General features: G+C 59.8%; 7 protein-coding genes. 5 read left to right on the top strand and 2 right to left on the bottom strand.

The features are described from left to right. Window positions 1-22: 22 nt before the first annotated feature. Both KGA83_RS02970 and KGA83_RS02965 read left to right on the top strand, forming a co-directional pair. On the top strand, window positions 23-1,876 hold the full coding sequence (locus tag KGA83_RS02970) for a DUF4105 domain-containing protein (RefSeq protein WP_108216414.1): 1,854 nt from the start codon (window positions 23-25) through the stop codon (window positions 1,874-1,876). 404 nt (window positions 1,877-2,280) lie between these two features. After that, a complete protein-coding gene (locus tag KGA83_RS02965) occupies window positions 2,281-2,775 on the top strand; it encodes a GreA/GreB family elongation factor (protein WP_108216413.1) in 495 nt (164 codons plus the stop codon). Here KGA83_RS02965 and gdhA read toward each other — a convergent pair. Together gdhA and ettA are read right to left on the bottom strand one after the other, a co-directional pair. Further along, window positions 2,772-4,109, bottom strand: coding sequence for an NADP-specific glutamate dehydrogenase (gene gdhA, locus KGA83_RS02960; RefSeq protein ID WP_223528315.1), 1,338 nt, complete (start codon window positions 4,107-4,109; stop codon window positions 2,772-2,774). The genes KGA83_RS02965 and gdhA overlap by 4 nt on opposite strands. A 374-nt stretch (window positions 4,110-4,483) precedes the next feature. Next, entirely contained in the window at window positions 4,484-6,148 is a 1,665-nt protein-coding gene (ettA, locus tag KGA83_RS02955; RefSeq protein ID WP_108216411.1) for an energy-dependent translational throttle protein EttA, read from the bottom strand. 288 nt (window positions 6,149-6,436) lie between these two features. On the opposite strand from ettA, the gene KGA83_RS02950 reads away from it, so the two are divergent. The 3 genes from KGA83_RS02950 to KGA83_RS02940 all read left to right on the top strand — a co-directional run bounded on the left by KGA83_RS02950 (window position 6,437) and on the right by KGA83_RS02940 (window position 13,447). Beyond that, on the top strand, window positions 6,437-10,285 hold the full coding sequence (locus KGA83_RS02950) for a bifunctional diguanylate cyclase/phosphodiesterase (protein WP_223528311.1): 3,849 nt from the start codon (window positions 6,437-6,439) through the stop codon (window positions 10,283-10,285). 253 nt (window positions 10,286-10,538) lie between these two features. Beyond that, window positions 10,539-11,792 (top strand): serine hydroxymethyltransferase, encoded by a 1,254-nt coding sequence (glyA, locus tag KGA83_RS02945; RefSeq protein ID WP_108216409.1) that lies wholly within the window; start codon window positions 10,539-10,541, stop codon window positions 11,790-11,792. Window positions 11,793-12,133: 341 nt separating this feature from the next. Further along, window positions 12,134-13,447 (top strand): C4-dicarboxylate transporter DctA, encoded by a 1,314-nt coding sequence (locus KGA83_RS02940; protein ID WP_108216408.1) that lies wholly within the window; start codon window positions 12,134-12,136, stop codon window positions 13,445-13,447. Window positions 13,448-13,516 lie beyond the last annotated feature (69 nt).

The raw sequence follows: 13,516 nt of genomic DNA, 5'->3' as shown, positions 1-13,516 counted from the left end.
TTTTCGAGTTAAGTTGCCATCTATGCTCAAACGCCTTGCCTGGCTGGCGCTGTGTACCTGCGCCCCGCTGTCCGCCGCGCCGCACATCGATCCTCAACGTTTGCAGCAACTGGCCAACGACCCTTTCTGGATATCCCTGGGCCATTACGAAACCGCCAAGCTCGGTGGTTGGCGCAGCTATGTCAGCGACCCGAAATTCTTCCTCGCCGCCGATGGCAATGAACACCCGGACCATGAATTGGCGGCTACCGTACAAGCCTTGTACGCCCCGGCCAGTACCGGTGAACAGCACGCACAATGCGTCTACCCGGCCCGCACCCGCTGGCTCAAAGAGCAGCTCGGCCTGACCGGCCTGCCGACACCGGATTGCGCCGGGTTCAAGCAATGGTTCAAGGACGTCTCGCCCGACAGTGCGGTGATGATCTTCCCGGCGGCGTACCTGAACAGTCCGTCCTCGATGTTTGGCCACACCCTGCTGCGCATCGACCAGGCCGAAGTGAAGAGCGACAAGACTTCGCTGCTCAGTTACGCGATCAACTTCGGCGCCTACATCGAGGGCTCGGACAACAGCATCCTCTATGCCTGGAAAGGCTTGATGGGCGGCTATCCCGGCCTGTTCGCGCTGGTGCCCTATCAGGAAAAGCTCTCGGAATACCGCAGTCTGGAAAACCGTGACCTGTGGGAATACCGGCTGAACCTGACCCAACAGGAAACCGCGCGCATGGTCGAGCACGTCTGGGAGCTGAAGCAGATCAAGTTCGACTATTTCTTCTTCGACGAAAACTGCTCATACCGTTTGCTGGAACTGCTGCAAGTGGCCCGCCCGAGCTTGCGCCTGACCGAACAATTCCCGCTCACGGCCATCCCCACCGACACTGTCAAAGCCGTGAAAAATGCCGGGCTGGTGGAATCCATTCAGTATCGTCCGTCCCGGGAACGCGAGTTGCTCAGTCGTGCCGAGCCCTTGAACCCTGAAGAGCAGCAATGGGTGCTGAAAGTCAGCGCCGATCAGAAACAATTGCAAGATCCGGCCTTCAAGGCTCAACCCCGCGACCGCCAGGCGCTGATCATCGATGCGGCCTATCGTCTGGAGCGTTACCGCGCCAATGGCCAGGAGCGCGACCCGGCGCGCGCCCAGCGTAGCTTCGAACTGCTGCGGGCAATCAACCAGAACCCGGCGCCTGAGCTGGATATCCCGCAACCCGGCCTGCCTGAAGACGGTCACGAGTCCCGTACCTGGCAGCTCGGCCTTGGCACCCGTGGCGATAAAGCCTTTGGTGAATACGGCTTGCGCATGGCTTATCACGACCTCAATGACAACAACGAAAGCTTCCCCCTTGGCGCGCAGATCGAAATCCTGCAACTGAAACTGCGCCAGTACGAAGGCAATGACTGGCAAGTGCAGCGACTGGACCTGGCGACCATTCGTTCCCTGACCCCGCGTAACGAGTTGCTGCAACCGCTGTCATGGCAAGTCACCGGTGGTCTGGAGCGGGTGCCGGGCAAGCATGATGACCAAACCCTGGTCAGCCACGTCAACGGTGGTGGCGGTGGCACCTGGCAACTGGGCGATGACCTGCTCGGCTTTGCCCTGGGCACCGCGCGTATCGAGCACAACAACGACTTCGCCACTTTCATTGCCCCGGCCGCTGGCTTCAACAGTGGTGTGCTGTGGAAAAACCCGCTGGGCAACTTGAGCCTGGAAGCCAAGGGCGATTTCTTCACCAATGGCGAAATGCGTCGTAGTCTGAGCCTGAATCAACAATGGGAAATATCCCGCAATCTCGGTCTGCGCTTGAGCGCCCAGCGTGAGTTCAGCCATTTGGCGACGGCCGAGAACGAAGTGATGCTTGAGCTGAAGTGGTATCACTACTGACCCGAACGCACCGCAATTCCCTGTGGGAGCGAGCCTGCTCGCGATAGCGGATCAACCGTCGACATCGATATTGACTGACACACCGCCATCGCGAGCAAGCTCGCTCCTACAGGAGTACGCGATGTTGAATGGATTTTTCACTGCCTGCGCACACCATCCTCGCGAGCCAGCTTCTAGACTTTCCTTATAGACCGTAGGGGGCCGGGGTTCCGAGATGCGGCGTTGCGTGGTCGTGGACCGCGGCGGATGAGCGCAACAGTCATCAGGAAGAATGGGACAAGGCCTGACAGCAACAGAAAATCAGGATGCCGCCCGGGCCTATCGCTCGCCGTAAGTCGCTTTCAGACATCCAGTGAAACCAGATGCCTGCGACCATGACCCAAACCCTATACCGGGAGAACTCCATGAGCCGTGCCTTCGTCAATGAAGATAACGCTACCGCGCAAGCCGATCAGCCCGTCGAACGGCAAGTCAGCGCGCAGCCCAATTACGTCACGCCGCAAGGCCTGAAGCTGTTGCAGGGCAAAGTCGCCGAACTGCAAACCCTGCATGCCGAGCAATCGGCAAAAGGTGAGCAGGCGGACAAACAGCGCCTGGCCGATCTCGAACGTGATCTGCGTTATTTCAAACAGCGCCTGGGCAGCGCTCAGGTGGTACCCGCCGCGACCTCGACCCAGAAAGTGCAAATCGGCAGTTGGGTGACCTACGCCGATGAACACGCCACCGAGCGCCGGGTACAACTGGTGGGCGAAGATCAGGCCGATGCCGCCCACGGCCTGATCAATTGGGGCTCACCGCTGGGCCGGGCACTGCTCGGCGCACAACTCAACGACGAAGTACTGTGGCAGCGCCCCGCCGGGGATCAAATGATTGAAGTGATTCGCATCGAACCGACTTAAACGACGCCTTGGGCCAGCATGGCATCGGCGACCTTCACGAAGCCGGCGATGTTCGCACCCTTGACGTAATTGACCCGACCGTCCTCTTCGCCGTAGTGCACGCAAGCGTGGTGAATCGACTGCATGATCGCGTGCAGCTTGCTGTCCACTTCGCCACCGGTCCACGCCAGGCGCATGGCGTTCTGCGACATTTCCAGCCCGCTCACCGCCACGCCGCCGGCGTTGGACGCCTTGCCCGGTGCGAACAGAATGTCGGCCTCGATGAACAGGTCCACCGCCTCGAGGGTGGTCGGCATGTTCGCGCCTTCGGCCACACAGATGCAGCCGTTGCGCAGCAAGGTGCGAGCGGCTTCGACATCCAGTTCGTTTTGCGTCGCGCACGGCAGCGCGATATCGCAGCTCAGGCTCCATGGCAGCTGACCGGTGCGGAACTCCAGGCCAAAACGGCCAGCCAGTTCACGGATGCGCCCGCGCTGTACGTTTTTCAGCTCCAGTACGGCCAGCCATTGCTCTTCGGTCAAACCGCTTTCGCAGTACAACGTGCCTTCGGAGTCGGACAGCGAAATCACTTTGCCACCCAGATCCATGACCTTGCGCGCGGCGTACTGCGCGACGTTACCCGAACCGGAAATCGCCACGCGCTTGCCCTCGACCGCCAGGCCACGGCGCTTGAGCATTTCTTCGGCGAAGTACACGCAACCGAAACCGGTAGCTTGCGGGCGAATCAAGCTGCCTCCGTAGCTTGGGCCTTTGCCTGTCAGCACGCTGGTGAACTGGTTGCTCAAGCGCTTGTACTGGCCGAACAGGAAACCGATTTCCCGCGCACCGACGCCGATGTCCCCGGCTGGCACGTCAACGTCCGCACCAATGTGGCGATACAACTCGCTCATGAAGGCCTGGCAGAAGCGCATGACTTCCGCGTCGCTTTTGCCTTTGGGGTCGAAGTCCGAACCACCCTTGCCACCGCCCATGGGCAATGAAGTCAGGGAGTTTTTGAAGGTCTGTTCGAAGGCGAGGAATTTCAAGACGCCCATGTTCACCGACGGGTGGAAACGCAGACCGCCCTTGTACGGGCCGATCGCGCTGTTCATCTGGATGCGGAACCCGCGATTGACCTGGACTTTGCCCCGATCGTCGACCCACGACACGCGAAACACCAGCGCCCGCTCCGGTTCGCAGATGCGTTCCAGAATGCCCGAGGTCAGGTAATGCGGATTGGCCTCGAGAAACGACCACAGACTGCGTAGTACTTCTTCCACGGCCTGGTGGAATTCGGGTTGATCCGGGTCGCGTTTTTTCAGGCGAGCAAGGAAGGATTCGACGGATTCGATCATGGAAAAGTCTCGGCAGATTGATTGTCGTTGTAGGAGATTGAGCCGGACTGTAACAAACGACTTGCGCACAGGAACAGAGCAAAATGTCGCATTTATGAAATTAAATGGTGCACAGAATATAAATTAACCCGGTTTTTTGAGTGTTTCTGCACCTGAATGGGGATTCACAATTCAAGTCTTGCACCATTAGAAACACCGCCTTCGCGAGCAGGCTCGCTCCCACAAGGGAACTGTGCTGAATCGGGATTTTTGGCCTCCACAAAACCCTGTGGGAGCGAGCCTGCTCGCGATGAATGCGCCACGGTATCACTGAAAAACATGCATAAAAAAACGGAGCCCGAGGGGCTCCGCTCTCTTATGCTACCAACCCGAAATCAGGCCAGTTTCTTGTGCCGTACACGATGCGGCTGGGCAGCTGCTTCGCCGAGACGCTTTTTACGATCGGCTTCGTATTCGCTGTAGTTACCTTCGAAGAACACCGCTTGCGAGTCGTCTTCATACGCCAGGATGTGAGTCGCGACGCGGTCAAGGAACCACCGATCGTGAGAGATCACAATGGCGGCGCCCGGGAAGTCCAGCAGGGCTTCTTCCAGGGAACGCAGGGTTTCGACGTCGAGGTCGTTGGACGGTTCGTCGAGCAGCAGGACGTTGCCGCCCTCTTTCAGGGTCAGGGCCAGGTGCAAGCGACCGCGCTCACCACCGGACAGGTCCTTGACGAATTTCTGCTGGTCGCCGCCCTTGAAGTTGAAGCGACCGACGTAGGTACGCGACGGGATCTCGTAGTTGCCGATGCGGATCTGGTCGGAACCGTCGGAGATCTGCTGGAACACGGTCTTGCTGCCGTCCAGATCCTCGCGGCTCTGATCCACACAAGCCAGCTGCACGGTTTCGCCGACTTCGATGCTGCCCGAATCCGGCGTTTCCTTGCCCATCAACATGCGGAACAGGGTCGACTTACCGGCACCGTTACCGCCGATCACACCGACGATGGCGCCTTTAGGCATAGAGAACGACAGGTTGTCGATCAGCACGCGATCGCCGTAGCCCTTGGTGACGTTCTTGAATTCGATGACCTTGTCGCCCAGGCGCGGACCGGCCGGGATGTAGATCTCGTTGGTTTCGCTGCGCTTCTGGAATTCCTGGGATTGCATTTCTTCGAAGCGTTGCAGACGTGCCTTGGATTTCGACTGGCGGGCCTTGGCGCCTTTGCGCACCCACTCCAGTTCTTCCTTCATGGCTTTTTCGTGGGCCGACTGCTGCTTGGATTCTGCAGCCAGACGATCGGACTTGGCTTCCAGCCAACCCGAATAGTTGCCCTCGTAAGGAATGCCCGCGCCGCGGTCCAGTTCCAGAATCCAGCCGGCAACGTTGTCCAGGAAGTAACGGTCGTGCGTGATCGCTACCACGGTGCCCGGGAAGTCGTGCAGGAAGTGCTCAAGCCAGGCGACGGAATCGGCGTCCAGGTGGTTGGTCGGTTCGTCGAGCAGCAGCATGTCCGGGGCGGACAGCAGCAGGCGGCACAGGGCTACACGACGCTTTTCACCACCGGACAGAACTTCGACCTTGGCATCCCAGGCCGGCAGACGCAACGCGTCGGCGGCGACTTCCAGCTGGCGCTCCAGGTTGTGACCGTCGCTGGCTTGCAGGATCGCTTCGAGCTTGGCCTGTTCGGCCGCCAGTTTGTCGAAGTCAGCGTCTTCTTCAGCGTAAGCCGCGTAGACCTCATCCAGGCGCGCCTGGGCATTCTTGATCACGCTGACCGCTTCCTCGACCACTTCACGCACGGTTTTGGTCGGGTCCAGGATCGGCTCTTGCGGCAGATAACCGATGTTCAGCTCCGGCATCGGACGGGCTTCACCCTCGAACTCGGTGTCGACGCCGGCCATGATTTTCAGCAGCGTGGACTTACCCGAACCGTTGAGACCGAGCACGCCGATCTTGGCGCCGGGGAAGAAAGACAGAGAAATGTTTTTCAGGATTTCCCGCTTCGGCGGAACAACTTTGCCCAGCCGATGCATGGTGAATACGTATTGAGCCATGGAGAACCTAGGGTCAGTGACTGATGAATGATTGGAGCGCAGGCAATGCCCGGCCAGACCGTGCGCGTCGCTCGCTTGAGGCTATCAATACGTGCGCGCTGAAAAAGTCTGAGTCTAGGAGCTGGAACGCTCCCGCGTAACCGGCAAAGCTACCTGAATGACAGATGGCAGTCCAGCCGACGGGCAGGGGCTGGCACTTCGCCACAACTCAAGGCATGCTAGCCGCCCTTCGGGCGTCCGGCTTATAGTGCACGTCGCGCCAGTCCAGCCAAACCGCAGGATTACAGCTTGTCCAAAGTCCCTCCGCCTCTGACTTCCAGCGCGTCGGCCACAGCGCCCGGCTCTCCCCTGCGCGGGACCTTGAAGGGCACCTTGGCGACACTCGCATTATTACTGCTGGCCCTGCTGTTCTGGCAGTTGCTCGACCAGTTGCGGGAAACCCAGAAGAACCAGCGTCAGTACACCATCGACTACACCGCCGATCTGGCCGCGCAGGTCAGCCTGAACATGGCGCTCAACGCGCAGATCGCCCTCAACCTGTTGCCGATCGTCGAGCAACCGCAAGGCGCCGATGAACTGCAAACCCTGCTGCGCAAGCTGCAACAGTCGCTGCCGGAACTGCGCAGCCTGGCGTTGCTCACCCCCTCGGGAAGAGTCATCAGTGACAGCGCTCCCGACAGCGATGAAAGCGGCTACCTGGGTGAACTGATACGCCGCAGCCACGCCCAGACGCACTACTTCAGCAACGCCACCGACGGCTCCGTGGTGCATTTATTGTTGCATCAGGCCAGCGGAAGTTCCCGAGGCTATTGGGTCTTGCGCCTGCCCCCCACCTTCTTTTCGTCCTTGACCAAGCAAAGCGAGGCAGGCAGCCGCCCATTGTGGCTGGTGGAGAACCGCATCAATCATCAGATCATCAGCCGCGACGATGCGCTGCCCTCGGCCAATCCGGGCACGCTGACCGAGGACGATGTCGCCAATAGCGTGCTGACCGTTGCGCTGAGCAGCAGCGATTGGCAACTGCGCGGCTTGTTCGACCGCCAGCGCGTGCTGGAAGAGCTGCTGCCGGCGTTCATTGGCAAATGTCTGCTGGGCCTGGCGTTTTCCATGCTGCCGTTCATCGCCTTGCTGAACATGCGCCGGCGTCAGCGCCAATTGAGTGAAGGCCGCCGGCGTTATCAGGACATTTTCGAAGGCACCGGCGTGGCTTTGTGTGTCCTCGACATGTCCGGGCTCAAGGTCTTTTTCGACAAGGCACAACTGCAGGGCAGCGAGCAACTGCAAGCGTGGCTGGCGATCCCCGAACAACGCCGGCAACTGCTCAAGGAACTGCGGATCACCGAGGTCAACCAGGTCGCGCTGCAACTGCTTAATGTCGATAGCGCCGACAAAGCCTGGAAACTGCTGATCGACGGCCATCCGCAGGACGGCACCGCCATCGGCAACCAGGTGCTCGACGCGATGCTCAACCAGCAGCAACTGCTTGAGCTGGAAATCAAACTGCAGGATGCCAGCGGTCGCGACCAGCATCTATGGCTGGTGCTGCGCCTGCCGCAAACCCAGGACGACTATAACGCGGTGATCCTGAGCATCACCGACATCACCAGCCGCAAGCTCATCGAATTGTCACTGCAGGAGCGCGAAGGGTTTTGGTCGGACGTGGTGCGCACCGTACCGGATCACCTGTATGTGCAGCATGTTTTCAGCCAGCGCATGATCTACAGCAACCATCATCTGGGCCAGACACTGGGTTACAACCGCACCGAACTGCACCAGATGGGCGAATACTTCTGGGAAATCCTCCTGCACCCCGAAGACGCCGACTATTACCATCGCTCCCGCCAGGTCCAGCGCCAGGCCGGTTATCGCCAACTGATGCAGTGCCAGTTACGCTTCCGCCATCGGGACGGTCAGTGGCGACGCTTCGAGATTCGCGAGCAGGCACTGGCGCGGGACAAGGACGATCAGGTCACGCGGATCATCGGCGTGGCCAAGGACATCACCGACCAGCTTGAAGCCAGTGAATCCCTGCGCGACAGCGAACAGCGCTACCGGATGCTCGCCGAAAGCATCAGCGATGTGATCTTCTCCACCGACAGTCGTCTGAACCTCAATTACGTCAGCCCTTCGGTGCAAGCGGTGCTGGGTTACGACGCCGAGTGGATTTTTCAGAACGGCTGGCAATCGACCATCGCCAACCCGCAACAACTGACCGGCATCTACCACCTGATGGACCGGGTCAGCAAAGCGCTGGATCAGCCGGACCAACTGGCGCTGCTGCGCAGCCAGGTGCAAACCCAACTGTTCCTGTTCGATTGCCTGCGGGCCGACGGGCGCAAGATCCCGATCGAATTGCGCCTGGTATTGGTCTGGGACGAACACGGTACGTTCGAAGGCGTGCTCGGCGTCGGCCGCGACATCAGCCAGCAACGCCGGGCCGAAAAAGACTTGCGCATGGCCGCCACGGTATTCGAACACTCGACCTCGGCGATCCTGATTACCGACCCGGCCGGCTACATCGTCCAGGCCAACGAGGCCTTCAGCCGTGTCAGCGGTTATGCCGTGGAGCAGGTCCTCGACCAGTTGCCGAACATGCTGACCGTCGACGAGCAACAGGAATCCCATCTGCGTTATGTGCTCAAGCAATTGGGCCAGCACAGCACCTGGGAAGGCGAAGTCTGGCTCAAGCGTCGCAACGGCGAGCACTACCCGGCCTGGGTCGGGATTACCGCCGTACTTGACGACGAAGGCGACCTGGCCAGCTATGTGTGCTTCTTCAGCGACATCAGCGAGCGCAAGGCCAGCGAGCAGCGGATTCACCGCCTTGCCTACTACGACGCCCTGACCCACCTGCCCAACCGATCGCTGTTCCAGGATCGCCTGCACACGGCGTTGCAATCGGCCGATCGGCAGAAGTCGTGGGTGGTGCTGATGTTCCTCGATCTCGACCGTTTCAAGCCGATCAACGACTCCCTCGGCCACGCCGCTGGCGACCGCATGCTCAAGGAGATGGCCACGCGCCTGCTCGGTTGCGTCGACGATGATGACACCGTGGCACGCATGGGCGGCGACGAATTCACCCTGCTCCTGCAACCACGAGCCAACCGTGAAATCGCCCTGAACCGGGCGATTCATGTGGCCGAGCAGATTCTCGCCAGCCTGGTGAAACCGTTCGTGCTCGAAGGCCGCGAATTCTTCGTCACGGCCAGTATCGGCATCGCCCTGAGCCCGCAGGATGGCAACGAACTCAGCCAGCTGATGAAGAATGCCGACACGGCGATGTACCACGCCAAGGAGCGCGGCAAGAACAACTTCCAGTTCTATCAGGCGGACATGAATGCCAGCGCCCTTGAGCGACTGGAACTGGAAAGCGACTTGCGCCATGCCCTGGAACAGAACGAATTCGTGCTGTATTACCAGCCGCAATTCAGCGGTGACGGCAAGCGCCTGACCGGTGCCGAGGCGCTACTGCGCTGGCGCCATCCACGCCGCGGGCTGGTGCCGCCGGGGGATTTCATTCCAGTGCTCGAAGAACTCGGGCTGGTGGTGGATGTCGGCGACTGGGTGATCAGCGAAGCCTGCCGCCAACTCAATGCCTGGCATCGGGCCAGGGTACGGGTGCCAAAGGTGTCGGTGAACATCTCGGCGCGGCAGTTCTCCGATGGCCAGCTCGGCACGCGAATCGCCACCATCCTCAAGGAAACCGGCCTGCCACCGGCGTGCCTGGAGCTGGAACTGACCGAAAGTATCCTGATGCGCGAAGTCAGCGAGGCGATGCAGATCCTCGCCGGGCTGAAAAACCTTGGGCTGAGCATCGCGGTGGATGACTTTGGCACCGGTTACTCATCGCTCAACTACCTCAAACAGTTCCCGATCGACGTACTGAAGATCGACCGCACCTTCGTCGACGGCCTGCCGTCGGGTGAGCAGGATGCGCAGATCGCCCGGGCGATCATTGCCATGGCCCACAGCCTGAACCTGGCGGTGATCGCAGAAGGCGTGGAAACCCATGAGCAGTTGGACTTCCTGCGTGAGCATGGTTGCGATGAAGTGCAGGGCTATCTGTTCGGACGGCCGATGCCGGCGAGCCGGTTTGAGGCGCAGTTCAGCAACGACGCCCTCTTCATGTTCGACTGAAGTTTTGTGGTGTTGCCGAAAAGATCGCAGCCTGCGGCAGCTCTTACAGGGATTGATGTCGGTCACAGAATCTGGCGGCTACCCCGATCAGGGTAGGAGCTGCCGCAGGCTGCGATCTTTTGAGGCCGGCACAAACACCATCTATCCATGCATGAACACCACTTGTCTGCGACATGATGCCGTTTCATATGCCATCTAAAACCCATTGGGTTAGAATGCCCCCCTTTTCCGCCCCCGATCCTTGAGGACCGCCATGTTCAGCCGTGATTTGACTATTGCCAAGTACGACGCCGACCTTTTTGCCGCCATGGAGCAAGAAGCTCAGCGCCAGGAAGAACACATCGAGCTGATCGCTTCGGAAAACTACACCAGCCCAGCGGTGATGGAAGCTCAAGGCTCGGTACTGACCAACAAGTACGCCGAAGGCTACCCGGGCAAGCGCTACTACGGCGGTTGCGAGTACGTCGACGTGGTTGAGCAACTGGCCATCGACCGCGCCAAAGAGCTGTTCGGTGCCGACTACGCCAACGTTCAGCCGCACGCCGGTTCGCAAGCCAACAGCGCCGTTTACCTGGCCCTGCTGTCTGCTGGCGACACCATCCTGGGCATGAGCCTGGCCCACGGTGGTCACCTGACCCACGGTGCCAGCGTTTCGTCTTCCGGCAAGCTGTACAACGCCATCCAGTACGGCATCGATGCCAACGGCCTGATCGACTACGACGAAGTCGAGCGCCTGGCTGTCGAGCACAAGCCAAAAATGATCGTGGCCGGTTTCTCTGCCTACTCGCAGATCCTCGACTTCCCGCGTTTCCGTGCAATCGCTGACAAAGTCGGTGCCTACCTGTTCGTCGACATGGCTCACGTGGCTGGTCTGGTCGCTGCTGGCGTCTACCCGAACCCGGTTCCATTCGCTGACGTCGTGACCACCACCACCCACAAGACCCTGCGCGGTCCACGTGGCGGCCTGATTCTGGCTCGCGCCAACGCCGACATCGAGAAGAAGCTGAACTCCGCAGTATTCCCGGGCGCCCAGGGTGGCCCGCTGGAGCACGTGATCGCTGCCAAGGCGATCTGCTTCAAGGAAGCGCTGCAGCCTGAGTTCAAGGCCTACCAGCAACAAGTGGTGAAAAACGCCCAGGCCATGGCCGGCGTGTTCATCGAGCGCGGTTTCGACGTGGTGTCGGGCGGTACTCAGAACCACCTGTTCCTGCTGTCGCTGATCAAGCAGGAAATCTCCGGTAAAGACGCCGACGCCGCTCTGGGCAAAGCGTTCATCACCGTGAACAAGAACTCCGTGCCAAACGACCCACGCTCCCCGTTCGTCACCTCCGGCCTGCGCTTCGGCACTCCGGCTGTGACCACTCGCGGCTTCAAGGAAGCAGAGTGCAAGGAACTGGCCGGCTGGATCTGCGACATCCTGGCCGACCTGAACAACGAAGCGGTGATCGACGCCGTTCGTGAGAAGGTCAAGGCCATCTGCAAGAAGCTGCCGGTGTACGGCGCCTAATCAGCCCCGCTAAACCGCTGCAATAAAAAACCGGCCAAGTGATTGGCCGGTTTTTTTTCGCCCGAAAATTGACACCGTTTACCTGTAGGAGCTGCCGAAGGCTGCGATCTTTTGATCCTCAAAAAAGCAAAATCAAAAGATCGCAGCCTTCGGCAGCTCCTACGTGGCTTTGGCCACCGGTCAGACCGGTAATGCCAATTTTCTAATTTTTGCTTGCGAACACCCAAAAACAGCGCCTACACTGCGCCTGCACTGGACATACCGGTAAGACCACAATAATTAAGTCCTGAATCTGATGTGCCCCGCACACGGCAGCCAGGACACCGACCAGGATTCCTCCCATGCTCAGATGGTGCTCGCGTTCAATCTTCCTCCAAGTGGTTCTCGGACTGGTGCTCGGCATCGTCTGCGGGCTGACCCTTCCCGAATACTCCGCTCAGCTCAAACCGCTCGGTGACGGTTTTATCAAGCTGATCAAAATGCTCATCGGCCTGATTGTGTTTTGCGTAGTGGTCAGCGGCATCAGCGGTGCCGGCGACCTGAAGAAGGTCGGCCGCATCGGCCTCAAATCGGTGATCTACTTTGAAGTGCTGACCACGATCGCCCTGGTGATCGGCCTGGTGTTCGCCTTCAGCACCGGCATCGGTAGCGGTGCGAACATTCACCTGGAGCAGCTTTCCGCAGCCGACATGGGCGACATTGCCCAGCGCGGTCAGCACATGCACACCACCACACAGTTCCTGATGGATCTGATTCCGACATCGGTGATCGGTGCCTTTGCAGATAACAATATCCTGCAGGTCCTGCTGTTTTCAGTGTTGTTCGGCAGTGCACTGAATCTGGTGGGAGAAGCGGCATCGGGTATTTCGCGGCTGATCAATGAACTCAGCCACGTGATTTTCCGCATCATGGGCATGATCGTGCGCCTGGCGCCGATCGGTGTGTTCGGCGCGATCGCCTTCACCACCAGCAAATATGGCCTGGACTCGCTGCAACACCTGGGCAGCCTGGTCGGCCTGTTCTACCTGACCTGTACTGCCTTCGTGGCCCTGATTCTCGGCCTGGTGATGCGCCTCTCCGGCTTGAAGATGTGGCCGTTGCTCAAGTACCTGCGCGAAGAACTGTTGATCGTCATGGGCACCGCGTCCTCCGATGCCGTGCTGCCACAAATCATGCGCAAGCTTGAGCATCTGGGCATCGGCAGTTCGACGGTCGGGTTGGTGATACCGACCGGTTACTCGTTCAACCTCGACGGTTTCTCGATCTACCTGACCCTGGCCATTGTGTTCATCGCCAATGCCACCGGTACGCCGCTGGCGATGACCGACTTGCTGACCATTCTGTTGGTATCGTTGATCACCTCAAAAGGAGCACACGGCATTCCGGGCTCGGCGCTGGTGATCCTGGCGGCCACCCTGACAGCCATTCCGGCCATTCCGGTGGTGGGTCTGGTGCTGGTGCTGGCCGTGGACTGGTTCATGGGCATCGGCCGGGCGCTGACCAACCTGATCGGCAACTGTGTAGCGACCGTCGCCATCGCGCGGTGGGAAAAGGACATCGATGTACAGCGGGCGAACAAGGTACTTTCCGGCCAGGCGGGTTATACCTTCCAGCCGCGTAAACCGGTCGCACCGGCGCATCAGCAGGAATTCTGAATCAACGGTGTGCCGACCTCGCCTTGGCCGGCACACCTTCACCACTTTTAGATGCTCATGGAGCGAACA

This window comes from Pseudomonas sp. GL-R-19 (assembly GCF_019956375.1).
GTDB lineage: Bacteria > Pseudomonadota > Gammaproteobacteria > Pseudomonadales > Pseudomonadaceae > Aquipseudomonas.
Note: the sequence above shows the minus strand (reverse complement) of the source record. Positions and strands in the feature narration are given on the sequence as shown.

What these genes read in the sequence shown, in the direction of transcription:
- KGA83_RS02970 (WP_108216414.1), top strand. Translation starts at nt 23, where the DNA reads ATGCTCAAACGCCTTGCCTGGCTGGCGCTGTGTACCTGCGCCCCGCTG.
- KGA83_RS02940 (WP_108216408.1), top strand. Translation starts at nt 12,134, where the DNA reads ATGCTCAGATGGTGCTCGCGTTCAATCTTCCTCCAAGTGGTTCTCGGA.
- KGA83_RS02965 (WP_108216413.1), top strand. Translation starts at nt 2,281, where the DNA reads ATGAGCCGTGCCTTCGTCAATGAAGATAACGCTACCGCGCAAGCCGAT.
- ettA (WP_108216411.1), bottom strand. Translation starts at nt 6,148, where the DNA reads ATGGCTCAATACGTATTCACCATGCATCGGCTGGGCAAAGTTGTTCCG.
- gdhA (WP_223528315.1), bottom strand. Translation starts at nt 4,109, where the DNA reads ATGATCGAATCCGTCGAATCCTTCCTTGCTCGCCTGAAAAAACGCGAC.
- glyA (WP_108216409.1), top strand. Translation starts at nt 10,539, where the DNA reads ATGTTCAGCCGTGATTTGACTATTGCCAAGTACGACGCCGACCTTTTT.